The 21,529-nt window shown below is 63.2% G+C and carries 17 protein-coding genes and 1 pseudogene; 7 read left to right on the forward strand and 11 right to left on the reverse strand.

Features of this window, described 5'->3' with window-relative positions:
• Positions 1–166: 166 nt before the first annotated feature.
• The 3 genes and pseudogenes from HAP54_RS41100 to HAP54_RS41110 all read right to left on the reverse strand — a co-directional run.
• Positions 167–1,666, reverse strand: a complete 1,500-nt coding sequence (locus HAP54_RS41100) for a tripartite tricarboxylate transporter permease (RefSeq protein WP_166296917.1) — start codon at positions 1,664–1,666, stop codon at positions 167–169.
• Positions 1,666–2,097 carry a tripartite tricarboxylate transporter TctB family protein gene (locus HAP54_RS41105; RefSeq protein ID WP_414646238.1) on the reverse strand — a complete coding sequence of 144 codons (432 nt, stop codon included), beginning with the start codon at positions 2,095–2,097 and terminating at the stop codon, positions 1,666–1,668. Before HAP54_RS41105 ends, HAP54_RS41100 begins: the two co-directional genes overlap by 1 nt.
• A gap of 12 nt (positions 2,098–2,109) precedes the next feature.
• Positions 2,110–3,045, reverse strand: a pseudogene (locus HAP54_RS41110) (Bug family tripartite tricarboxylate transporter substrate binding protein); the annotation flags it as partial.
• A 2,323-nt stretch (positions 3,046–5,368) separates the two neighbouring features.
• Between HAP54_RS41110 and HAP54_RS41115 the strand changes: the two are divergent.
• The 4 genes from HAP54_RS41115 (at position 5,369) to HAP54_RS41130 (ending at position 10,995) form a co-directional block, all read left to right on the forward strand.
• Positions 5,369–6,433: an IS630 family transposase gene (locus HAP54_RS41115; RefSeq protein ID WP_166204319.1), complete on the forward strand. Its 1,065-nt coding sequence runs from the start codon at positions 5,369–5,371 to the stop codon at positions 6,431–6,433.
• 70 nt (positions 6,434–6,503) lie between these two features.
• Positions 6,504–7,838, forward strand: a complete 1,335-nt coding sequence (locus tag HAP54_RS41120) for an IS1182 family transposase (protein ID WP_166202952.1) — start codon at positions 6,504–6,506, stop codon at positions 7,836–7,838.
• 177 nt (positions 7,839–8,015) lie between these two features.
• Entirely contained in the window at positions 8,016–9,359 is a 1,344-nt protein-coding gene (locus tag HAP54_RS41125) for an IS1380-like element ISBdi2 family transposase (RefSeq protein ID WP_166204320.1), read from the forward strand.
• Between the two features lie 292 nt (positions 9,360–9,651).
• Complete coding sequence (locus tag HAP54_RS41130; protein ID WP_166296921.1) at positions 9,652–10,995, forward strand: IS1380-like element ISBdi2 family transposase; 1,344 nt, start codon at positions 9,652–9,654, stop codon at positions 10,993–10,995.
• A gap of 316 nt (positions 10,996–11,311) precedes the next feature.
• Here HAP54_RS41130 and HAP54_RS41135 read toward each other — a convergent pair whose 3' ends face one another.
• The 4 genes from HAP54_RS41135 to HAP54_RS41150 all read right to left on the reverse strand — a co-directional run bounded on the left by HAP54_RS41135 (position 11,312) and on the right by HAP54_RS41150 (position 13,616).
• The gene (locus tag HAP54_RS41135; RefSeq protein WP_021078384.1) at positions 11,312–11,533 is read right to left on the reverse strand and encodes a hypothetical protein; all 222 of its coding nucleotides are present in this window, start codon (positions 11,531–11,533) and stop codon (positions 11,312–11,314) included.
• 20 nt (positions 11,534–11,553) lie between these two features.
• Positions 11,554–11,784, reverse strand: coding sequence for a hypothetical protein (locus tag HAP54_RS41140; protein ID WP_029081125.1), 231 nt, complete (start codon positions 11,782–11,784; stop codon positions 11,554–11,556).
• 186 nt (positions 11,785–11,970) lie between these two features.
• Positions 11,971–12,489 carry a transcriptional regulator LdtR gene (gene ldtR, locus HAP54_RS41145; protein ID WP_018271925.1) on the reverse strand — a complete coding sequence of 173 codons (519 nt, stop codon included), beginning with the start codon at positions 12,487–12,489 and terminating at the stop codon, positions 11,971–11,973.
• Positions 12,490–13,154: 665 nt separating this feature from the next.
• On the reverse strand, positions 13,155–13,616 hold the full coding sequence (locus HAP54_RS41150; RefSeq protein WP_029081124.1) for a DUF6163 family protein: 462 nt from the start codon (positions 13,614–13,616) through the stop codon (positions 13,155–13,157).
• Positions 13,617–13,821: 205 nt separating this feature from the next.
• Between HAP54_RS41150 and hemB the strand changes: the two genes are divergently transcribed.
• Entirely contained in the window at positions 13,822–14,886 is a 1,065-nt protein-coding gene (gene hemB, locus HAP54_RS41155; protein WP_166296923.1) for a porphobilinogen synthase, read from the forward strand.
• 5 nt (positions 14,887–14,891) lie between these two features.
• Here hemB and HAP54_RS41160 read toward each other — a convergent pair whose 3' ends face one another.
• Positions 14,892–15,530 carry a DUF6151 family protein gene (locus tag HAP54_RS41160; protein ID WP_166296925.1) on the reverse strand — a complete coding sequence of 213 codons (639 nt, stop codon included), beginning with the start codon at positions 15,528–15,530 and terminating at the stop codon, positions 14,892–14,894.
• A gap of 157 nt (positions 15,531–15,687) precedes the next feature.
• On the opposite strand from HAP54_RS41160, the gene HAP54_RS41165 reads away from it, so the two are divergent.
• Entirely contained in the window at positions 15,688–16,245 is a 558-nt protein-coding gene (locus HAP54_RS41165; protein WP_166296927.1) for an RDD family protein, read from the forward strand.
• An 86-nt stretch (positions 16,246–16,331) separates the two neighbouring features.
• Positions 16,332–17,108 carry an arginyltransferase gene (locus HAP54_RS41170; protein ID WP_166296929.1) on the forward strand — a complete coding sequence of 259 codons (777 nt, stop codon included), beginning with the start codon at positions 16,332–16,334 and terminating at the stop codon, positions 17,106–17,108.
• Between the two features lie 13 nt (positions 17,109–17,121).
• Here the strand turns inward: HAP54_RS41170 and HAP54_RS41175 are convergent, their stop codons facing one another.
• The 3 genes from HAP54_RS41175 to HAP54_RS41185 form a co-directional block, all read right to left on the reverse strand.
• Positions 17,122–18,495: an Nramp family divalent metal transporter gene (locus tag HAP54_RS41175; protein ID WP_166296931.1), complete on the reverse strand. Its 1,374-nt coding sequence runs from the start codon at positions 18,493–18,495 to the stop codon at positions 17,122–17,124.
• Between the two features lie 108 nt (positions 18,496–18,603).
• Positions 18,604–19,938, reverse strand: a complete 1,335-nt coding sequence (locus tag HAP54_RS41180; protein WP_166202952.1) for an IS1182 family transposase — start codon at positions 19,936–19,938, stop codon at positions 18,604–18,606.
• Positions 19,939–20,142: 204 nt separating this feature from the next.
• Entirely contained in the window at positions 20,143–21,516 is a 1,374-nt protein-coding gene (locus HAP54_RS41185) for a PleD family two-component system response regulator (RefSeq protein ID WP_166296933.1), read from the reverse strand.
• Between the last annotated feature and the right edge of the window lie 13 nt (positions 21,517–21,529).

Raw genomic sequence — 21,529 nt, forward strand, 5'->3', positions numbered from 1 at the left:
GAAACAGGGAGGCGGCGTTCAGCCACCTCTCTTTTTCGGCTGCTGTCAGGATGGTGTCAGCTAGTCGCGCTAGGTTCGCGCCGCGGCAACATTTGCCGTGCCCAGACTGGCCCGCTCCGAAATGCGAGCCCCGGAGCGGGCCTTTTACAGTCTGTCATGCCACGGTCTAATCCTCGTTCGCCCTGAACCGCCCCAATCCCTTGAGCACGAACGGCGCCAGCAGCGCGATCAGCGCGATGCCGAGCAGTGTCGCCGACATCGGGCTTTGCAGTAGCACCATGGGATCGCCGAGGCTGATCGCCAGCGCACGGCGCAGCTGGCTTTCGGCGATCGGCCCGAGGATCAAGCCGATCACAACGGGCGCGATCGGGAAATCGAACCGCCGCATTAAAAAGCCCATCACGCCGAGCGCTGCCAGCATTGACAGTTCAACCACCGACGGCTTGGCCGCGATCGTGCCCGTGGTGGCGAACACCAGGATGCCGGCATACAGCCAGGGCTGCGGGATCGCGAGCAGCCGCACCCACAGCCCGACCAGCGGCAGGTTGAGCACAAGCAGCATGCCGTTGGCGATGAACAGGCTCGCGATCAGGCCCCACACCAGATCGGGCCGCTCGGCGAACAGCAGCGGCCCCGGATTGAGGCCGTATTGCTGAAAGCCCGCCAGCATCATCGCTGCGGTCGCCGAGGTCGGAAGCCCGAGCGTCAGCAGCGGCACCAGCGTGCCGGCGGCGGACGCATTGTTGGCGGCCTCCGGTCCGGCGACGCCTTCGATCGCGCCCTTGCCGAATTCCTCCGGATGCTTCGTCAGCCGCCGCTCGGTGGAATAGGACAGGAAGGTCGGGATCTCCGCGCCGCCGGCCGGCAGCGCGCCGATCGGGAAGCCGAACAGCGTGCCGCGCAGCCACGGCTTCCACGACCGCCGCCAGTCCTCTTTCGTCATCCACAGCGAGCCGCGCACCGGCTCGAGCTTCTCCTCGGCGTGATGACGGCGCGAGGCGACATAGAGCGCCTCGCCCACCGCGAACAGGCCGACCGCCAGCGTCGTCACCTCGACGCCGTCGAGCAACTCGGGGATGCCGAACGCAAGCCGCGCCTGACCGGTCAGCTTGTCGATGCCGACGAGCCCGAGCGTCAGGCCGATGAACAGGCTGGTGAGGCCGCGGACCGGCGAGTCGCCGAAGGTTGCCGACACCGTGACGAAGGCGACGCACATCAGCGCGAAGTAATCCTCCGGCCCGAATCGCACCGCGAAATCGACCAGCCATGGCGCGAGGAATGCGAGGCCGATGGTGGCGATGGTGCCGGCCACGAACGAGCCGATCGCCGAGGTTGCAAGCGCAGGGCCGCCGCGGCCGGCCTTGGCCATCTTGTTGCCCTCGAGCGCGGTCGCCATCGACGCGCTCTCGCCCGGCGTGTTGATCAGGATCGCGGTGGTCGAGCCGCCATACATGCCGCCATAATAGATGCCGGCGAACATGATCAGCGAGCCGCCGGGATCGAGCTTGTAGGTCACCGGCAGCAGCAGCGCGACCGTCAGCGCCGGACCGATGCCCGGCAGCACGCCGACCGCGGTGCCGAGGAACACGCCGATCAGCGCATAGAGCAGGTTCATCGGCTGCACGGCGACCGCCATGCCATGCGCCAGCGCGGCGAAAGTGTCCATCACAGCAGTCGCTCCAGCGGGCCGGCGGGAAGGCTCAGCGTCAAAAGCTTGTCGAACGCGAGATAGACCAGCGTCGTGATGACAAGCGCGATCGCAGTGTCGGCCATGATGGTGCGGCGGCCGAACGCGGCCGACGTGGTGACGAACAGCGCCGAAGTGGCGAGGATGAAGCCGCCGCCGAGGCCGATGATGGCGATCAGGAGCGCAAGGCCGCCGATGATCAGCAACACCGGCTTCGGATCCATGCTCTCCCGCGGCGGCAGGTTGCCGCGCAGCGCATCGAAGAGATTGCCGACCGCCAGAATGACAAGGCCGATGGCGATGACAACAGGCATCGCCTCCGGCCCCATTCCGTACATCGTGGTAGCAGGCAGCTTGCTGGCGTCCCACACCAGCACCGCAGCGAGTGCAGCGAGCGCGGCCGCGATCACGACGCCGGCGCGATCGACGCGCCGTGCCGGCTCGCGTGGCAGATTGTCGGCAGCGCTGTCCGGCGTCATGACTTCACGATCCCAGCCCTTCTGCTTCAGGATCTCCTTCCAGGCATCGGACTTCACCATCTTCTCGACCGCATCGCTCAGCACCTTGCGCTGCTCCGGCGTGATGCCGGGCGGTGCGACCACCGAGCGCCAATTGGCCAGCACGAGGTCGATGCCCTGCTCCTTGAAGGTCGGGATGTCGACGCCGGGCAAACGGTTCGCCGAGGTCACGCCGAGCGCGCGCAGCTTGCCTGCCTTGATCTGGCCGTCGTATTCGCTGAGACCGGAAATGCCGGCCGTGACCTTGCCGCCGAGGATCGCAGCGAGCGACTCGCCGCCGCCGGAGAACGGAATGTAGTTGATCTTCTTCGCATCGGCGCCGACCGTGCCCGCAAACAGCGCCGCCATCACGTGGTCGACGCCGCCGGCCGAGCCGCCGGCAAAGGTCACCTTGGCGATATCGGCCTTCACCGCGGCGGCGAGATCCTGCGCCGTCTTGATCGGCGAGTTCGCCGGCACGACGATGACCTGGATCTCCTCGGTGAGGCGCGCGATCGGCGTCACCTGATCCAGCGTCACCGGCGATTTGTTCATGGCGAGCGCGCCCACCATGACGAAGCCGTTGACCATCATCTGGTTGCCGTCGCCCTTGGCGCCGTTGACGAACTGCGCGATGCCAACGCTGCCGCCGGCGCCGGGGACGTTGGTGACCTGGACGCTGCGCGCGACACCGGCCGCGACCAGCGCCTGCTGCATCGAACGCGCGGTCTGATCCCAGCCGCCGCCGGGCGCCGCCGGCGCCATCAGCTTGAGCTCGAGCTGCTGCGCGGGCGCCGGACCGCTCGCCCCAAGCAATAGCGCGACGACCGCGCCAAACAGGCGCACGTGGGACGAGATCATAGGGCTTCCTCCTGAATTTGCCGATGCAGCCCTTGATCGTCGGCCGCATCCGGGCACGTGGTCGCAGCGCCGATCGAAGAGCGCCGTTCCGCCAGGGAAGGAATCGCTCGCCGATCGCGCGTCTGCGCACCCTTAGCGACCATTCGCCACAGTCTTCGGCAAGCCGGAGGGCGCGGCTACCCTGTGCTGCAAATCGCCGCACCTCACCGGTCGGTTTTCGCTTGCCTTGTTTCGAGCGGCTCGCCGCCAGGCCTCGTCGATGTCGGCACAGCCGACGCCACAACCAACATCACACGGCAACGCGCAATCCGCCTCGCTCTCTTGCTGCGCGTGGCACAAAGTGAATAGCACTTCGGATGGGATTAGACCAAAGGACGATACGACCGCACGCCCGGCTGAGGTGCCGTTATATTGATCGGCATATGTCGTGATTTAGGAGCATTCGAGTTGAACGATTTCGCGGATGCGATGACGTATTAGACGTGAGCCAGAGTCACCTAGTTGAATGAGCTGGCGCGCGGATCGAAGAATTAATCGGCGGATTTTATTCGGCAGATCGGCGGTACCATTGAGTTACACAGCAACTGGACAGGCCAGGTTCCTCGTTCGGCAAGGAAGCACCGGCTGGAGGGTTTATGATCGAGAGCGCAAGGGGCCAGCGCTATTGCAAGATCACAGCCTGGCCGAGAAGCTGACGAGGGAGCAGGCCGAAAAGCTAAAGCGGGCGTTGACGGACCCCGTCATGACGCCGGCGGCAGCGCGTTCGGCTTCTCAGTCACTGACGCCTGCGGGCAAGCCTCGGCCATGAGGAGGTATAATCATCTCGGATACACAATCGGTCCAAAAACCGAAACAGACCGCGAACAAATGACGCCAGTGTTACCTAGTAAGGTATATGAACAGAGTTGGGACATAGCGAACGCGGCGCGGCAAAACCGCGACGCCTCGATGGAGCAAATGGGGCCACGGCGAAATTCGACCTAGGCCACAGAAGCTTAGCCGCCGGCCGCCGTCGCGGAACCATCGCAGAACAGCTCCAAAAGCTTCAAATGGCAGATTCGAACGATCCGGCCGAACGTCGAGCCGCTCAACGCAAGCTAGTGGCAAAGCATAAAACTCGCCAAGGATGTATCGCAGATGACCGCCCTGACGAGCAAAGTGAAACCTTGCCCCAGCGTATCCCCCTCCCGCGTCTTTCTTTTGGTTGCGCCCGCGATCCCCGCTCGGCCACGAATGTGCGAACGGCGACTCCTTGCGGGGTCGCCGTTTTCCAATGCACTTTCGATGACGCGCGAGCAGCTTCGACACGATCGAGAAATTCGCCGCCGTCACCGCTGCAAAATTGAAAATCCGCCTTGGACAAAACGGCCTCGAGAGGCCGGCACTTCAATGAGCGGAAGCGTAGTGTCGGCGCGGCCAGCGTCATAACGAACCGATCACACATTGCCGGTTCCGAATGCGGCATTACGACGCGAGACAGAGACTGACAGTGACATCGCTCACAGCCACGACACGCTGAGGTGGCGCGCATCTTCTCGATCATCACAACGATCTCAGTGCGGTGAATTTTGAACGTGACAGTAGAGCAGCGGACTGCAGACCCGGCTCTCAGAGTTCGAACGAGCGAATTCATCGGTGAGAGGCCGCAACAGAACAACCCGACGGGCAACTCAGCAAAACCTGTCAAGCCCACGCGGTAAAAATATTTCCGTTTATCGGAAAGTAAACTTAGTGTATGAATAACCCGTCTCACCCGATCGAGGGGCGCTGCGCATCGTCACGGGTGTTGCGGTGAGATGCGGTGGACGCGGATCATGCAAGCGACGAACGCATGTGAGGCGGACGGTGAAGTCGTGTGGTCCTGACGCCCTAGCGGCAGGTGTCCTCTCGCAAAACGCGTAAGCGTTTTTGCGAAAGCGGTGACAAACAAGCCAAGTCTCGCCGGGGAGAGCACGAAGTAAGCCGTAACCCATCGCGCAGGGAAAGCCGGGTTGCTCCGGTTACACCTGTGGTCCTACCCCCGTGCTTTCTACCTTTGCACGGGCCCCATGGGTGCAATCGGCACCCGGCTTTCCCTGCGCCCTCTGTTCAAGGAGAGGGCGGAACGAGAAGCAAAGCTCGGACAAATCATGTCGCGAGAATGCGGAGCTGTGGCCTCACCCACAACTGTCATCGCCCGGCTCGACCGGGCGATCCAGGACGCCGCGGCCTCTCGGCTCAAGCACCCCTGTCTCTGGAATACTGGATCACCCGCTTTCGCGGGTTGATGACACCGAACTAGTACCTACTGTTCTTAAAGCGTGAGTCGTGATTCAAGGTCGGGATGATACCCGAAGCAAGAGAAGTCCACCTTTCGAGGAAAGATCGCAAGGTGCTTGAGGCGTGTTGCCGCTCCCCGGTGACGTTGCAGCGCGATTTGAAGCGGGCGCGGATAGTTCTGTTGGCGGCGGATGGACGCAGCACTCGGTCGATCGCCAAGGAAGTTGGGGTCCAGCCGCGGATTGTCAGCCTTTGGCGGCATCGCTATGCCGACCAAGGCCTTGAAGGGCTGCAAGACAAGCCGCGACCGGGCAAGCAGCCAATCTATACGAAGGCCACCGACAAGCGGATTCTGAAGCTGCTGGACAAGCCGCCGCCGGACGGGTTCGCACGCTGGACCGGGCCCCTGCTGGCCGGGGCGCTGGGCGATGTTGACGTCCAATATGTCTGGCGGTTCCTGCGCAGCCACAAGATTGACCTCGCGGCTCGTAAGTCCTGGTGTGAGAGCAACGACCCGAACTTTACGGCCAAAGCCGCCGATGTTGTCGGCCTCTATGTCGCCCCGCCCGCGAAGGCCATTGTGCTGTGCGTGGACGAGAAGCCCTCGATCCAGGCTTTGGAGCGAGCGCAGGGTTATCTGAAGTTGCCCAATGGCCGCGCCTTGACCGGCCAGAGCCACGATTACAAGCGGCATGGCACCACAACATTGTTTGCGGCGCTCGAAGTCGCCACCGGAAAGATCATCGCGGCGCATTCAAAACGCCGACGCCGCGTCGAGTTTCTCGACTTCATGAACAGCGTCACCGCGGCTTTTCCGAACCGGAAGCTTCACGTCATCCTCGACAACCTCAACACCCACAAGAAGAACGAGCATTGGCTCAAGGCCCACCCCAACGTGCAATTTCATTTCACGCCGACAAGTGCGTCTTGGCTCAATCAGGTCGAGGTATGGTTTTCGATCTTGCAGGGGCAGTCGCTCAGCGGCACCTCCTTCACAAGCCTCACGCAGCTTCAGGAGCACATCGATGCCTACGTCAACGCATACAACGACAGAGCCGAGCCCTTCGTCTGGACCAAGAAAAAGGTCCGTCAACGCCGTTTCAAAGGCCGCCGTATCACTCAGCTCTGATTCTGGGTACTAGGAGCTTGTCTGGATAGTCGCTGTTCAAATCTGGTCGGGTCTGATTCAACATTGGGCGATGAGCAAGTATTTTCGGCCTTGGAACATCGATCAGACGCTGCTTCTGCCGCCGAATGTGCAGGACTTCGTGCCGAAAGGCCATGTCTCGCGGTTTATGGTTGATCTGGTGCGGGAGAGCCTCGATCTCAGGGAGATCATGGGCAGCTATGTGAGCGGGCTTGGGCAGCCGCCGTTTGATCCGCGGATGATGGTGGCGCTGCTGCTGCATAGCTATGCGAGTGGGCTGTATTCGTCGCGTCGGATTGCCAAGGCCTGCCGGGAGCGGAACGATTTTGTGATGATCGTGGCGCTGGATGCGCCGGATTTTCGGACGATCAGCGACTTTCGCAAGCGACATTTGAAGGCGCTCGGCGCGCTATTCGTGCAGGTTCTGAAGTTGTGCGAGACGGCCGGGCTGGTCAAGCTCGGTCATGTCGCGCTGGATGGTACGAAGATCAAGGCGAACGCGTCGAAACACAAGGCGATGAGTTATGAGCGCATGAAGAAGCGCGAGGCGGAATTGAAGGCCGAGGTCGCTCGCATGCTGGCGGCCGCCGAGGCGGCGGATGCCTCGGAGGATGAGACTTTCGGCAACAGCGACGAACTGCCGGACTGGACCGTCGACAAGCAGAAACGGCTGGCGAAGATCCAGCAAGCGATGGCGGCGCTGGAAGCGGACGCCAAACTGGCGGCGGAGGAAGAGCGCCGCATCGAGGCCGAAAAGGAACAGCAGCGCCAGGCCGAAGGCCGCAAGAAGCCGGGCAAACCGGCGGCGCTGCCATCGGAGGAACCCAATCCCAAGGCGCAACGCAACTTCACCGATCCGGAAAGCCGCATCATGAAGTCGAAGGATGGCTTCGTTCAGGCCTATAATGCCCAGGCGGCCGTCGATGCACATGCCCAGATCATTGTCGCGCAAGAACTGACCCAGCACGGCAGCGATCAGGGCCAGTTGGTGCCCCTGATCGAGGCCATCGAGAGCAATCTTGGCCGCAAGCCGCGGCAGGCCTCAGCGGATTCCGGCTACTGCAGCGAAGCCAATCTCGAAGCGCTCGACACACGCAGCATCGATGGCTATGTCGCGCCCGGACGCGCCAAGCACCCGACAGTAGCGAACGGAAAAGTCGGCGGCCCGCTGACACAGGCCATGCGAAAGAAGATCGACGATGGCGGCTTCGAAACACCCTACCGATTGCGAAAGCAAGTGGTGGAGCCGGTGTTCGGGCAGATCAAACAGGCAAGAGGCTTCCGCCAGTTCCTGTTGCGGGGCATCGAGAAAGTGCGCGCCGAGTGGACAATGATCTGCACCGTCCATAACCTCCTCAAGCTGTTCAACCTCGCAAACGCAGCCTGAGCCTGCTACTCTACAACAAATGCCCGTCACGAAAACATATCTGGACGGGCTCCTAGCCCGTCTTATTCGTCAGAGTGCGCCTGAGAGGCTGGCGAGCGTGGTGTAAAGCGCTGATGCGGCGTAGGATTCGGTTGCAAAGCCAACCCCATCACCTCAACCGCGAACGCCAGGCCCGCCATGACCGACGATACGATTCTGCCCTTCTCGTTTCCAGCCGTTCACGCCAAGAAAGTCACAGCTGCCTTCGATGGCGGTCGGCTGACCTCGAACGGGGGCGTGATGCTTCTGGCGATGGCCGAGCGGCGTCTCGGCTTGGCCGACAATTTGGCCCGGGTGTTCCCGGATCGGCGCGATCCGACGCGGGTCGTGCACAGCCTTGTCGATATGTTCCGCGCGCGCATGTTCGCGATCTGCTGCGGCTACGAGGACGCCGACGACCTCGATCATCTGCGGTCCGATCCCGCATTCAAGCTGGCCTGCGGACGGCTGCCGGACACGGGTCGCGATCTGTGTTCCCAACCGACGCTGTCGCGGCTGGAGAATGCTCCGCGCCTGCGCGACGTGATCCGACTGACCTACACTTTGGTCGACGCATGGATGGATAGCTACCCGCGCGAGCCGGCATCCGTCACGCTCGACATCGATGATACCTGCGATGTCGTCCACGGCCATCAGCAGCTCTCGCTGTTCAACGCTCATTATGACGAACGCTGCTTCCTGCCGATCCACGTCTACGACACGGAGAAGAGCCGGCCCGTGGCGGTCGTGTTGCGGCCCGGCAAGACGCCGGGCGGCGTCGAGGTGCGTGCCCATCTGCGCCGCCTGATACGGCATATCCGGACGCGGTGGCACAACACGCGAATTACGTTCCGTGGCGACGGGCACTATGCCCGGCCGGAGGCAATGGCGTGGTGCGAGACCAACGGCATCGACTACATCTTCGGTCTGTCCGGCACCAAGCCGCTCGCCAGAAAACTCGACGAGGCCGCCGACGACATCCGCACGCGACGCGCCATCGAGAACCTGCCGGTTCTGCGTGGCTATACCGAGACGCGCCACAAGGCCAAGTCCTGGGATCGCGAACGGCGTACCGTCGCCCGTATTGAGGCGACGATGCTCGGCCTCGACATCCGTTTCGTCGTCACCAGCCTCGATGTCGGCTCGGCCGAGTGGATCTACGACAGCCTGTATTGCGCGCGCGGCCAAGCCGAGAATCTGATCAAGCTGCATAAGACACAGCTCGCCTCCGATCGCACCAGCTGCCGTTCGGCGCTCGCCAATCAAGTCCGCCTCGTTCTCCACACCGCCGCTTATTGGCTGATGCTGACCGTGCGCGACGCGATTCCCAAAGCCCGGGAATTGGCCACAGCCGAGTTCGCGACGCTGCGTCTTCGTCTCTTGAAACTCGCTGCCCGTGTGGTCGAGACCACGAGCCGCATTCGCCTTGCGTTTGCCGCGGCCTGTCCCGAAGCCGACCTGATCCGCGGCTTGCCAGGCGCGCTGCTGCCGCTCGGTCCTTGACCGGCGGGGCGTCCGCCCCCCGTTCGCCCAACCTACACCTCAAGCGCGTTGCAAAGTACCGGTCGTCAGGCGGTGAAAAGCCGAAGGCAATCCCGCGCGCCTCGTCAGAGCAGATGTGCGGCCACATCAATCGGACTAAAAAAACGCACTCTCACGAATAGGACGGGCTAGCCCGTCTTATTCGTCAGAGTGCGCCTGAGAGGCTGGCGAGCGTGGTGTAAAGCGCTGATGCGGCGTAGGATTCGGTTGCAAAGCCAACCCCATCACCTCAACCGCGAACGCCAGGCCCGCCATGACCGATGATACGATTCTGCCCTTCTCGTTTCCAGCCGTTCACGCCAAGAAAGTCACAGCTGCCTTCGATGGCGGTCGGCTGACCTCGAACGGGGGCGTGATGCTTCTGGCGCTGGCCGAGCGGCGTCTCGGCTTGGCCGACAATTTGGCCCGGGTGTTCCCGGATCGGCGCGATCCGACGCGGGTCGTGCACAGCCTTGTCGATATGTTCCGCGCGCGCATGTTCGCGATCTGCTGCGGCTACGAGGACGCCGACGACCTCGATCATCTGCGGTCCGATCCCGCATTCAAGCTGGCCTGCGGACGGCTGCCGGACACGGGTCGCGATCTGTGTTCCCAACCGACGCTGTCGCGGCTGGAGAATGCTCCGCGCCTGCGCGACGTGATCCGGCTGACCTACACTTTGGTCGACGCATGGATGGATAGCTACCCGCGCGAGCCGGCATCCGTCACGCTCGACATCGATGATACCTGCGATGTCGTCCACGGCCATCAGCAGCTCTCGCTGTTCAACGCTCATTATGACGAACGCTGCTTCCTGCCGATCCACGTCTACGACACGGAGAAGAGCCGGCCCGTGGCGGTCGTGCTGCGGCCCGGCAAGACGCCGGGCGGCGTCGAGGTGCGTGCCCATCTGCGCCGCCTGATACGGCATATCCGGACGCGGTGGCACAACACGCGAATTACGTTCCGTGGCGACGGGCACTATGCCCGGCCGGAGGCAATGGCGTGGTGCGAGACCAACGGCATCGACTACATCTTCGGTCTGTCCGGCACCAAGCCGCTCGCCAGAAAACTCGACGAGGCCGCCGACGACATCCGCACGCGACGCGCCATCGAGAACCTGCCGGTTCTGCGCGGCTATACCGAGACGCGCCACAAGGCAAAGTCCTGGGATCGCGAACGGCGTACCGTCGCCCGTATTGAGGCGACGATGCTCGGCCTCGACATCCGTTTCGTCGTCACCAGCCTCGATGTCGGCTCGGCCGAGTGGATCTACGACAGCCTGTATTGCGCGCGCGGCCAAGCCGAGAATCTGATCAAGCTGCATAAGACACAGCTCGCCTCCGATCGCACCAGCTGCCGTTCGGCGCTCGCCAATCAAGTCCGCCTCGTTCTCCACACCGCCGCTTATTGGCTGATGCTGACCGTGCGCGACGCGATTCCCAAAGCCCGGGAATTGGCCACAGCCGAGTTCGCGACGCTGCGTCTTCGTCTCTTGAAACTCGCTGCCCGTGTCGTCGAGACCACGAGCCGCATTCGCCTTGCGTTTGCCGCGGCATGTCCCGAAGCCGACCTGATCCGCGGCTTGCCAGGCGCGCTGCTGCCGCTCGGTCCTTGACCGGCGGGGCGTCCGCCCCCCCGTTCGCCCAACCCATCCCTCAAGCGCGTTGCAAAGTACCGGTCGTCAGGCGGTGAAAAGCCGAAGGCAATCCTGTGCGCCTCGTCAGAGCAGATGTGCGGCCACATCAATCGGACTAAAAAAAAGCACTCTCACGAATAGGACGGGCTAGCTGTTTGACAGTTGAATCAGAAACTCACCCCGTCATTGCGAGGAGCAACGCGGCGAAGCAATCCATCGCATCGTCAAGTTGAAACATGGATTGCTTCGCTTCGCTCGCAATGACGTGGAGACGGTCTGCGAAACCAGGCTGACCTCACAGCCCGGTATACCCGGCCTTCACATGATCGGTGCTGCCGTCGAGCTGGCGCAGATAGGTCAGCCCGCACACGGTCAGCCGATGCGTATCACGCTCGCCCGCCTCGAACAGCGTCTGCACGTACTCCGTCACCTTCGCCCGCGCTTCGTCGCTCGCGGCGGACGTGCGGTTGAGCAGCAGATCATACGTCTGCATGATCCGATCGATCGCGGCTTCCATTGATGTCTCCGGGTTGACGCTCAGGCGACCACCAGCGTCTCGGCCTCGAACTTCGCGATCGCCTTGTTGGCGAGGCGGAGCCGGTTCAACTCACCGCGCTGGAACAGCTTCACGATGATGCTGAGGAGGCGCTCATTGGTGGCGAAAGTGTCGGGAATGGCACCGGATTTGCGCAGATAGTTCGAGGCGATCGCGTAGGCGTCACCGACGACCTCGACATTCAGCACCTCGATCCCGCGTTCGACCAGCATATCCCTGCCTTTCTGTTGGCCAAGGGATAAGCTTCGGGGAACGCCTTGGTTCCTTGCCGGGCCCGATTTATTTTCGCAGGTGCAGCATGAAAAGCGCATCGGCCGGGCATGACCGATGCGTTGACTGGAGGAAGGCTGCCGGTCTTCTGGGCGGCCGGCTTGGCCATCAGGCGAACAAAGGAAGGATCAGAGGCGATACAGGATCTGGTCGGTCCAGAAGCGCTCGAGGCGATGCAGCGACTTGTTGAGGCTCGCGAACTCCTCGTTCGAGATGCCGCCGACCTGCTCGACCGTCTTGACGTGCTTCTGATAGAGCGCATCGACGATCTTGCGGACTTCCTGGCCCTGCGGGGTCAGACGGATGCGGACCGAGCGACGATCGACGCGCGAGCGCTGATGATCGAGGAAGCCGAGCTCGACGAGCTTCTTCAGATTGTAGGAGACGTTGGAGCCGAGATAGTAGCCGCGGGTGCGCAGCTCGCCGGCGGTCAGCTCCTTGTCGCCGATGTTGTACAGCAGCAGCGCCTGCACCGAATTGATGTCGGCGCGGCCGCGGCGGTCGAATTCGTCCTTGATGACGTCGAGGAGGCGGCGATGCAGCCGCTCCACCAAAGTCAGTGCTTCGAGATAGAGCGGCTGCACCGGAGCTTGACCGGTAGCGCGATCGGCGGCATCCGCCGCCGTTGTCGCAACGGCTTTCATCATGACACTTCCCCTGTTTGTCGTTTTTATCGACTTTATTTCGACGAAACTTGTGTCCCGCCTGATAGGTCCAACGTAAGGGGGCCGTTTGAATATCCGCTTAAATAAGAGAATAAAGAGATCATGAATTTAAGACAGTGAATCGTGGATTAAGCCCATGGATCAAGGGCTTTTCGCAACTTTTCATTGACGGTTGCAGCCCCCTGTTCACGCTTCGTCTGCCTGCCCTGTCACATTCGGAAACAGCTTCGTTCGAATTCGAAACGGTGGCGTAACGGGTATGAGGGAACCCTTTACGGTGACCGATCGGTTACCGGAAAATTCTCTGAAAATTTTATGGGGTCACGTCGCGGGATGTGCACGCGATGCACGTAAGCGGCCGGCCACGTGTTGCGGCAGGCAGACCAGTTCCGCCGTCGACCAGCGCAAAGCCGGCTAGCGCGTGCGCCAAGATCCGAAAGAAATGGGTCCCGACGGCAGGTCCCGCAGAGACGCTCCCGCGATGGGGTGTCTCGAAAGGGGTACGATCTGTGGCACCCACGTAACAGAACCAATAGCGCTGTCTTCTCGTTGCGCGCACGACAGCCATATATTGGCAGCCGGTATCCGCTATTCGTCGCGCTGTCGCGGCGAGGCAACAGTCGATCCCGCCGTCGCGGCGTGCGGATCTATGGCGGGCGTTCGCGCGCCGCCATCCAGGCGAGCGCGAGATAGGCTGCGAGCATCACGGCCTCGAGCCCGACCACGGTGAGGCTGCCGCCATAGATGCCGGGAAACATCAGCTCGATGACCGCCATCGAGACAACAGTGGTCAGCCAGACCACGGCGCCCCAGGGCGTCGCGAGCCAGAGACCGACGGCCGCGACGAGCTCGATGACAGCGAAATAGATCGTCGCGGTCTGCCAGGCCATCGACTGGTTCTCGAACGCCTCCTCCTCGCCGCCGACGAAGCCGGTGACCTGAGCCCAGTGATAGAGGCCCTTGGCGACCGAGACGACGGCCATGATGCGCAGGAAGATGACGAGGCGCCGCGTCCACGCATTGTCGTCCGGCTCGATCCGGTCGGATGAGATCGCGCTCACCGAGATGGCGTTGTCCCGCGCCTGATCGCGTGCAGAGGTGTCAGACATCCGAATCGCCGCAGAACGGCTGCCAAATGGGGTTCATGGCGCAGTCTTGGCCCGCCAGCCGCGCAAAATCAATTGCCGTTGCGGCAAATCAAGGGCGCCAAGGATGCAATAGGGGTGCAATAGCGGCGCAATGACGGCGCCCCTGTCAGGTGCTAGAACTGGACTTATATCAGGTCCAGACCAGCCGTCCCCGAGGAGAGAAGACATGGCGATCAAATTCGGGCGCCCGATCGAACTGCGCGATGCGCCGCGGCGCCAGACCGAGGCCCTCGCCTCCCCCTCGCTCGACCTCACGATCCGGATGCGCCGCAACCGCAAGACCGAGTGGGCTCGCCGCCTGGTGCGCGAGAACGTGCTGACCACGAACGATCTGATCTGGCCGATGTTCGTGGTCGACGGCCACAACACCCGCACGCCGGTAGCCTCGATGCCGGGCGTCGACCGCCTCACCGTCGACCAGATCGTCCGCGACGCCGAGCGCGCCGCCAGGCTGAATATTCCCTGCATCGCGCTGTTCCCCTTCACCGAGCCGTCGCTGCGCGACGAGCAGGGCTCGGAGGCGCTCAATCCCGACAATCTGGTCTGTCAGGCGGTGCATGCGATCAAGAAGGAATTTCCCGATATCGGCGTGCTCTGCGACGTCGCGCTCGATCCCTTTACCAGCCATGGCCATGACGGGTTGATCGAAGACGGCAGGATCCTCAACGACGAGACGGTTGCGGTGCTGGTCAAGCAGGCGCTGACCCAGGCCGAAGCCGGCTGCGACGTGATCGCGCCGTCGGACATGATGGATGGCCGCATCGGCGCGATCCGCGAGGCGCTCGACGACAACGGCTTTGGTGACGTGCAGATCATGTCCTATGCGGCGAAATACGCCTCGGCATTTTACGGCCCGTTCCGCGACGCGATCGGCTCGGCCAAGACGCTGACCGGCGACAAGCGCACCTACCAGATGGACAGCGCCAATTCCGACGAGGCGCTGCGCGAGGTCGAGCTCGACATCGCCGAGGGCGCCGACATGGTGATGGTGAAGCCGGGCATGCCCTATCTCGACATCGTCCGCCGCGTGAAGGACAATTTTGCGATGCCGACCTTCGTCTACCAGGTGTCCGGCGAATACGCGATGATCGCGGGCGCCGCCGCCAATGGCTGGATCGACGGCGAGCGCGCGATGATGGAGAGCCTGGTCGGCTTCAAGCGCGCCGGCGCCGACGGCATCCTGACCTATTTCGCACCGCAGGCCGCCGAGAAGATCAAGGCGGAATCGTAAGGGCGCTACACGGGTCCGGCCGGCGCGGTTGGACGTGGACCGCACAGCGGGCGCAGCGCCTCGCGCTCGCCCTGCGACAGCACCGTCAGCGGGTAGATCGGCTCATTTGTCTCGCGCTTGAAGAACGGATGCGGCCAGGTCCTGCCGCGCAGGCGCCAGCCCAACACCTTGCCGATCACGCGCAGGATCAGCGACGGCTTGAAGCCGGTCGATCCCTTCGGGGCTTTGCCGATTGCATATTTGCCGAGGATTGCGCCGGTTGGCTTGCCGAAAACCTCGTCCACGCGCGACGCGCCGCCGTCGAAGGCCTGCACCGCAATTCCGACGAACGGGACGGCAGGTGTCAGCGAGTTGCCCACCGGCGAATTGCAGCAGGTGGTGTGCCATCGGTACAGCCCCTTTGGCGTCAGCCGCAGTCCGACGATCCTGTCATGCCCCTGCACGAAGCTGAGCGACGCCGGTGCGACCTGGACGATGTCGGTGCCGCCGTGGACATCGAGCAGATCGGCCCGGCCGACCCGATGCATGAAGGCCTGGCAGTCGTCGCAGTAGCAGACGACGCGATTGACGGCCGTTGGTGCCGCGTTCGTGACCACGCCTCGAACCTCTCCGCAGCGGCAGCGCAACCCGATTTGTGTTCCCATATGTCCCCCGCCGTCGCACAACCTCCAGCCTACACCGGGGCGGGCGCTTCCGGCCGCCGAATCGCCTGATTATTTCCGCTAGTTAATGTTCGCGCGGACTTGGCAGGCGAGCCTCCTGCTCCCATGTCTTGCGCGGGACTTTCATCGGAGGTTGGTCATGTCCTATGGCAATGACGGCGGCACCTGGCGTAACGAAGCCTGGCGCAACGACGGCGGCGTTCCCCCGCACGCGTTCGACCCGTTGATGCAGCCGGACCTGTTCCGCGGCGTGCTGACGCGACGCGTGTTTGCGTTCCTGATCGACCTCGTCGTGCTGTCGGTGCCGGTGATCCTGGCGGTGATCTTCATCGCGGTGTTCGGCGTGGTCACGCTCGGCCTCGGCTGGGCGCTGTTCTGGCTGGTGTCGCCCGCCTCGATCGTCTGGGCCATCGTCTATTACGGCGCCTCGATCGGCGGGCAGCACTCGGCCACCATCGGCATGCGCATGATGGATCTGGAACTGCGCACCTGGTACGGCGCGCGCGGTTATTTCGTGCTCGGCGCCACCCATGCGGTGCTGTTCTGGGTGACGATTTCGTTCCTGTCGCCGCTGGTGCTGCTGGTCGGACTCGTCGGCGGCCGCCGCCGGCTGTTGCACGACATCATCCTCGGAACCGTCGTTATCAACAGCTCGGTCCGGACCCCGGTCAGCCCGGCCGCGCGGGTCTATTATTAGGCCCGCCTAAACCAATTGACCGTTAGCCTCCGGAGGGCGATGCTAACTCGGCTGCCTGTATTGTTTGTGGAGCCCGACGATCTGACGTGACCCAGCACTCGCGTGATACCCCCCAGTTCTATCTGACGGCGCCCTCACCGTGCCCCTATCTGCCGGGCCGGCACGAGCGCAAGGTTTTCACGCACCTGGTCGGCGACAAGGCGGGCGATCTCAACGACTTGCTGACCCATGGCGGCTTCCGCCGCAGCCAGTCGATCGCCTACCGCCCGGCCTGCGACGCCTGCCGGGCCTGCGTCTCGGTCCGGGTCGTCGCCAACGAATTCCGCCCGTCCCGCAACTTCCGCAAGGTGCTGGCCCGCAACGCCGACATCATCGGCGAGCAGCGCACCGCGGTGCCGACCTCTGAGCAATATTCGGTGTTCCGGGCCTATCTCGACCGCCGCCACCGCAACGGCGGCATGGCCGACATGACGGTGCTCGACTACGCGATGATGGTCGAGGACAGCCATGTCGAGACCCGGATCATCGAGTACCGCAAGCGCAATGCCGACAGCGCCATCACCGGCCGCGGCGACGAGCTGATGGCGGTGGCGCTGACCGACGTGCTCAGCGACGGGCTGTCGATGGTCTATTCGTTCTTCGAGCCGGGGCTGGAAAGCCGCTCGCTCGGTACCTTCATGATCCTCGATCATATCGCCCGCGCCCGCCGCCAGGGCCTGCCCTACGTCTATCTCGGCTACTGGATCGAGGGCTCGAAGAAGATGGACTACAAGGGCCGCTTCCTGCCGCAGCAACGGCTCGCGCCGTCGGGCTGGCTGCGCGTCGACGCCACAGGTGAAGCGCTGGCCGAGCCGCAGGACTAGCGCATCAGACGCTCTAGGTGCCGAAGAACGTATCGATCAGCAGCTTCACGTTCAGCATCACGATCAAGCCGGCGACGATCCAGGCCATCACCGCGACCGGCAGCGAAATCGCGAACGCGCCCATCTTGCGCTTGTCGGACACGAAGCGCACCAGCGGGATCACCGCGAACGGCAGCTGCATCGACAGCACGACCTGGCTGAACACGAGCAGTTGCGCGGTGCCACTCTCGCCATAGAGCACGGCGACCACGATGACCGGGACGATCGCGATGCCGCGCGTCACCACCCGCTGCGCCCAGTTGGGCATCCGCAGGTTCAGAAAACCCTGCATCACGATCTGGCCGGCCAGCGTCGCCGTCACCGTCGAGTTGAGGCCGGACGCGAGCAGCGCCACGGCAAACAGCGTCGAGGCGATGCCGAGGCCAAGCAGCGGCGACAGCAGCTCGAACGCCTGGTCGATTTCGGCGACGTCGGAATGGCCGCTCTTGTGGAAGGTCGCGGCCGCCAGCACCAGGATCGCGGCGTTGACGAACAGCGCCAGCATCAGCGCGATAGTGGAATCGGTGGTCGCCCATTTGATCGCGTCGCGCCGCCCCTCCTCGGTGCGCGGATAGGCGCGGGTCTGCACGATCGAGGAGTGCAGATAGAGGTTATGCGGCATCACGGTGGCGCCGATGATGCCGATCGCGATGTAGAGCATCTCCGGATTGGTGACGATCTCGCGCGACGGCATGAAGCCGCCGATCACGCCGGCAATCGGCGGCGCGGCGGCTGCGATCTGGACCACGAAGCAGACCGCAATGACGATCAGCAGCGCGATCACGAAGGCTTCGAGGAAGCGGAAGCCGCGGTTCATCATCAGCAGCAGCAGGAACGCATCGAGCGCCGCGAGCAGCGCGCCCCCGATCAAGGGAATGCCGAACAAGAGCTTCAGCGCGATCGCGGTGCCGATCACCTCGGCGAGGTCGCAGGCGATGATCGCGGCCTCGCAGGCCAGCCAGAGCACGAAATTGACCGGCCGCGAATAGGTCGCGCGGCAGGCCTGGGCGAGATCGCGGTCGGTGGCGATGCCAAGCCGCGCCGCAAGCGCCTGCAGCAGAATCGCCATCAGGTTCGACAGCAGGATGACCGACAGCAGCGTGTAGCCAAACTTCGATCCGCCGGCGATATCGGTGGCCCAGTTGCCGGGGTCCATGTAGCCGACCGAGACCAGATAGCCCGGCCCGGCGAACGCCAGCAGCCGCCGCCACCACACGCCACCAATGGGCACCGCGACGGTCGCATTCACCTCGGGCAGGCTGCGCGCATGAGCGGCGTCGCCGCGCCAGCCTCCTGGCACGGTAACGGGAAGAGAAACAGAAGGCATTTCAGGCGTCCGAGCGTCCATCCAGCCAACATGACTGAACTCACTCGTTATTGCAACTCATTTGCAACTGCATCTAGGAGCCCGTCCAGATATGTTTTCGTGACGGGCATTTGTTGTAGAGTAGCAGGCTCAGGCTGCGTTTGCGAGGTTGAACAGCTTGAGGAGGTTATGGACGGTGCAGATCATTGTCCACTCGGCGCGCACTTTCTCGATGCCCCGCAACAGGAACTGGCGGAAGCCTCTTGCCTGTTTGATCTGCCCGAACACCGGCTCCACCACTTGCTTTCGCAATCGGTAGGGTGTTTCGAAGCCGCCATCGTCGATCTTCTTTCGCATGGCCTGTGTCAGCGGGCCGCCGACTTTTCCGTTCGCTACTGTCGGGTGCTTGGCGCGACCGGGCGCGACATAGCCATCGATGCTGCGTGTGTCGAGCGCTTCGAGATTGGCTTCGCTGCAGTAGCCGGAATCCGCTGAGGCCTGCCGCGGCTTGCGGCCAAGATTGCTCTCGATGGCCTCGATCAGGGGCACCAACTGGCCCTGATCGCTGCCGTGCTGGGTCAGTTCTTGCGCGACAATGATCTGGGCATGTGCATCGACGGCCGCCTGGGCATTATAGGCCTGAACGAAGCCATCCTTCGACTTCATGATGCGGCTTTCCGGATCGGTGAAGTTGCGTTGCGCCTTGGGATTGGGTTCCTCCGATGGCAGCGCCGCCGGTTTGCCCGGCTTCTTGCGGCCTTCGGCCTGGCGCTGCTGTTCCTTTTCGGCCTCGATGCGGCGCTCTTCCTCCGCCGCCAGTTTGGCGTCCGCTTCCAGCGCCGCCATCGCTTGCTGGATCTTCGCCAGCCGTTTCTGCTTGTCGACGGTCCAGTCCGGCAGTTCGTCGCTGTTGCCGAAAGTCTCATCCTCCGAGGCATCCGCCGCCTCGGCGGCCGCCAGCATGCGAGCGACCTCGGCCTTCAATTCCGCCTCGCGCTTCTTCATGCGCTCATAACTCATCGCCTTGTGTTTCGACGCGTTCGCCTTGATCTTCGTACCATCCAGCGCGACATGACCGAGCTTGACCAGCCCGGCCGTCTCGCACAACTTCAGAACCTGCACGAATAGCGCGCCGAGCGCCTTCAAATGTCGCTTGCGAAAGTCGCTGATCGTCCGAAAATCCGGCGCATCCAGCGCCACGATCATCACAAAATCGTTCCGCTCCCGGCAGGCCTTGGCAATCCGACGCGACGAATACAGCCCACTCGCATAGCTATGCAGCAGCAGCGCCACCATCATCCGCGGATCAAACGGCGGCTGCCCAAGCCCGCTCACATAGCTGCCCATGATCTCCCTGAGATCGAGGCTCTCCCGCACCAGATCAACCATAAACCGCGAGACATGGCCTTTCGGCACGAAGTCCTGCACATTCGGCGGCAGAAGCAGCGTCTGATCGATGTTCCAAGGCCGAAAATACTTGCTCATCGCCCAATGTTGAATCAGACCCGACCAGATTTGAACAGCGACTATCCAGACAAGCTCCTAGGTTCATCTATCCTGTCGTCACCCGCGCATGCGGGTGACCCAGTATTCCAGAGGCAGTGTCGTTTAAAACGAGAGGCCGCGGCGTACTGGATACCCCGCATTCGCGGGGTATGACGACGTATATGATGGTGTGAAACGCGGACGTTACGCCGCCGCCGAAACCACGCGGTTGCGGCCGTCGTGCTTGGCGCGATAGAGCGCGGTGTCGGCGCGCTTGAGCACGTCGGTGACCTGCTCGCCCTTGCGCTCCAGCGTGGTGAGCCCGATCGAGATCGTGACGGTGATCCGCTTGCCGCCCTTTTCGACGGAAAAGGGCTCACCTGCGATCGAGCGGCGCAGCCGCTCGGCGACCATGCCGGCGACATGCAGGTCGGTCTCGGGCATCACAATCACGAACTCCTCGCCGCCATAGCGGCAGGCGAGATCGATGCCGCGGATCGACTTGCGGATCCGGACGGCGAATTCGCGCAGCACGTCGTCGCCGGCATCGTGGCCGTACGTGTCGTTGATCGCCTTGAAGTAGTCGATGTCGAGGATCATCAGCGCCAGCGGCTTGCCGCGGACCGAGGCCTGCTCCGCGAGTGTCGCGAGGTGGCTCTCCATGTAGCGGCGGTTATTGAGGCCGGTCAGCGCATCGGTGATCGCCATCTCGATCGAGTTCTGCACATTGTCGCGCAGATGATCGGTGTAGCGGCGGCGGCGGATCTGGGTGCGCGCGCGCGCCAGCAGTTCGTTCTTGTCGACGGGACGCAGCAGGTAGTCGTTGACGCCGATCTCGAGCCCGCACATCAGCCGCGCGTTGTTGTCGGCATCCGAAATGGCGAGGATCGGCACCTGGCGCGTGCGCTCCAGCGAGCGGGCCTGGCTGCACAGCCGCAGGCCGTCGTAGTTGTCGAGGCTGAGCGAAACGATCAGCAGGTCGTAATTGCCCTCGGCGGCGTGGAACAGTGCGTCCGCTGGATTGATTTCGACATCGACGGTGTGCTCGGCAGACAGGATCGGCGCCAGCTTCTCGTAGGACGACGGCCGGTCGTCGACCAGGAGGATGCGGCCGCCGGTGCCCCGGTCGGCGATCGCGCTGCGCTCGGGCGCCTGCATGCCGATCTCGAGCGAGGTGATGGCGCGCATGCGCAGTTCGTCGGTCATCATCTTCAGCCGCGTCAGCGAGCGCACGCGCGCGATCAGCACGACGTCGGACACCGGCTTGGTGAGGAAGTCATCGGCGCCGGCCTCAAGGCCGCGCACGCGGTCGGCAGGGCTGTCGAGCGCGGTGACGATGACAACGGGAATGAAATGGGTCGCAGGGTTCGACTTCAACCGGCGGCAGACCTCGAAGCCATCCATGTCAGGCATCATGACGTCGAGCAGGATGATGTCGCATTCGGCGCGGGTGCAGATTTCCAGCGCCTCCGTCCCGTTGGACGCAGTCAGCACATCGAAGTATTCGGCTGACAGGCGGGCTTCCAACAGCCTGACGTTCGCCGGAACGTCATCGACGACGAGGATACGCGCGGACATGGCACCACAACTC

The sequence above is a fragment of the Bradyrhizobium sp. 2S1 genome (assembly GCF_011516625.5).
Lineage (GTDB): Bacteria > Pseudomonadota > Alphaproteobacteria > Rhizobiales > Xanthobacteraceae > Bradyrhizobium > Bradyrhizobium septentrionale.

Bases quoted from the DNA above. Each gene is read 5' to 3' on its own strand.
- HAP54_RS41185 (WP_166296933.1), bottom strand. From the start codon at position 21,516: ATGTCCGCGCGTATCCTCGTCGTCGATGACGTTCCGGCGAACGTCAGG.
- HAP54_RS41165 (WP_166296927.1), top strand. From the start codon at position 15,688: ATGTCCTATGGCAATGACGGCGGCACCTGGCGTAACGAAGCCTGGCGC.
- HAP54_RS41100 (WP_166296917.1), bottom strand. From the start codon at position 1,666: ATGGACACTTTCGCCGCGCTGGCGCATGGCATGGCGGTCGCCGTGCAG.
- HAP54_RS41160 (WP_166296925.1), bottom strand. From the start codon at position 15,530: ATGGGAACACAAATCGGGTTGCGCTGCCGCTGCGGAGAGGTTCGAGGC.
- HAP54_RS41140 (WP_029081125.1), bottom strand. From the start codon at position 11,784: ATGCTGGTCGAACGCGGGATCGAGGTGCTGAATGTCGAGGTCGTCGGT.
- HAP54_RS41150 (WP_029081124.1), bottom strand. From the start codon at position 13,616: ATGTCTGACACCTCTGCACGCGATCAGGCGCGGGACAACGCCATCTCG.
- HAP54_RS41120 (WP_166202952.1), top strand. From the start codon at position 6,504: ATGAGCAAGTATTTTCGGCCTTGGAACATCGATCAGACGCTGCTTCTG.
- HAP54_RS41180 (WP_166202952.1), bottom strand. From the start codon at position 19,938: ATGAGCAAGTATTTTCGGCCTTGGAACATCGATCAGACGCTGCTTCTG.
- HAP54_RS41115 (WP_166204319.1), top strand. From the start codon at position 5,369: ATGATACCCGAAGCAAGAGAAGTCCACCTTTCGAGGAAAGATCGCAAG.
- HAP54_RS41125 (WP_166204320.1), top strand. From the start codon at position 8,016: ATGACCGACGATACGATTCTGCCCTTCTCGTTTCCAGCCGTTCACGCC.
- ldtR (WP_018271925.1), bottom strand. From the start codon at position 12,489: ATGATGAAAGCCGTTGCGACAACGGCGGCGGATGCCGCCGATCGCGCT.
- HAP54_RS41130 (WP_166296921.1), top strand. From the start codon at position 9,652: ATGACCGATGATACGATTCTGCCCTTCTCGTTTCCAGCCGTTCACGCC.
- hemB (WP_166296923.1), top strand. From the start codon at position 13,822: ATGGCGATCAAATTCGGGCGCCCGATCGAACTGCGCGATGCGCCGCGG.
- HAP54_RS41175 (WP_166296931.1), bottom strand. From the start codon at position 18,495: ATGGACGCTCGGACGCCTGAAATGCCTTCTGTTTCTCTTCCCGTTACC.
- HAP54_RS41135 (WP_021078384.1), bottom strand. From the start codon at position 11,533: ATGGAAGCCGCGATCGATCGGATCATGCAGACGTATGATCTGCTGCTC.